Annotated in this window: 1 protein-coding gene; it reads left to right on the top strand. The window is 33.8% G+C overall.

The genetic code is table 11. The annotated features are described in order from the left end of the window. On the top strand, window positions 1–1482 hold a 1482-nt coding region (locus A1D25_RS01745; protein WP_157394004.1), incomplete at both ends, for a pertactin-like passenger domain-containing protein.

Below are 1482 nucleotides of genomic sequence, written 5' to 3'. Positions count from 1 at the left end.
GGAAAATTATCACCACTTTATATTGCTTTATTTCTAAGTGGTGGGTTATTACCTGTTGGTTATACACAGGAATTAGAATGTAAAGCTGGGCATATAAATCAACAAAACAATAAGGTTTTGAAAAATTGCACAATTAATACTCCTATGGAGCAAGATGATTATCGATTATTAGCAATTTCCAATAGCGATAATCTTATATTAGATAGTTTAACCACATCATCAAATATTGATAGTTTAAGAATAGATTCTTCTAATATAACGATAAAAAATAGCAATATAGAATCTATTAGCGGTGCTAGTAAAAATTGGGGAACACCTTCTTTTAATTCAGTATTGTCTCTTGATAATGCAGCCGTAAATGTTGAAAATTCCATCATCAATGCAAAACCTACAAGTTCTTCACAATTTAATGTGAGAGTAAATAATGGTAATTTGACTGTACAAAATAGTACTCTACGTATGCAGAAAATAGGTGATTCTGTTGGAAAAGCTTCAGCTGCATTATCAGTAACAAATGGAACTGCAATTGTTAAAAATAGTATTTTTGATTTAGATGCAAGAGCAGATAGTTATATTGCAACAGAAAATAATGGAAAAATTATTCTTGAGAATGTGACTAGCACGAATGTTAGAGCATATCCTGACTTTCTAACAATTGGAGAAGGAAAATCAAGTGTTGAACTTATTAATTCCTCATTTCTAGGAGGAATAGATAGTACCTGGGATCTCACAAAAGAAGTTGAACAAGCAGATGTGGATATAACATTAACAGCTAATAGTTCATTAGAGCGAGATACGTTATTTCGTTCTACTGAATTACCTCCAGCTTCAGGATATCAAGAAAAAACTAAGCAATTAATTGAAAATATCAATATTGCAGCTAAAGATTCAACCTTACGTGGTTCTGTGCAATTATTATCGAATAAAAATGGCATCATTGATGATACTTTCAATGTCTCTTTAGAAAATTCATCTTGGATTCTTGGGGATAATTATTATATCGGTTCACCGGATGTCACAGATCTTACATTAAAAAATGCAGATGTAACTGTAAACCCCAATGCTCAATATATAGTTCAGATTGGCTCCAATTCATATAAATTCAGTACATTCAATATTTTAGGAAATTTATCTGGTGAAGGTAATTTTACTCTCAGTACCGATCTCGCCAACCAACAATCTGACAAAATCATCGTAAAAGGTTCAGATAGCGGTTCGTTTGGTTTAAATATTCGCGATTCTGGTAATGAGCCAAATGCGGCTAACGGTAGAGTAACACTTGTAGAAACAGCAACAGGTACAGCAAAATTTACTCTGTTGGGTAAAGATTATGTCGATGCTGGTGCTTACCGCTATCGCTTAAATCAAGAAGGTAATAATTGGGTACTTTCAAATAACGCAGCGGAAAAAGCACAATCTAATTCTCAGCAGTCAGCGGAACAACCTGGTACAGCGGTTGCAGCAACCACACCAACAGGGCAA

It is taken from the genome of Ursidibacter arcticus (genome assembly GCF_009761375.1).
GTDB lineage: Bacteria > Pseudomonadota > Gammaproteobacteria > Enterobacterales > Pasteurellaceae > Ursidibacter > Ursidibacter arcticus.
Note: the sequence above shows the minus strand (reverse complement) of the source record. Positions and strands in the feature narration are given on the sequence as shown.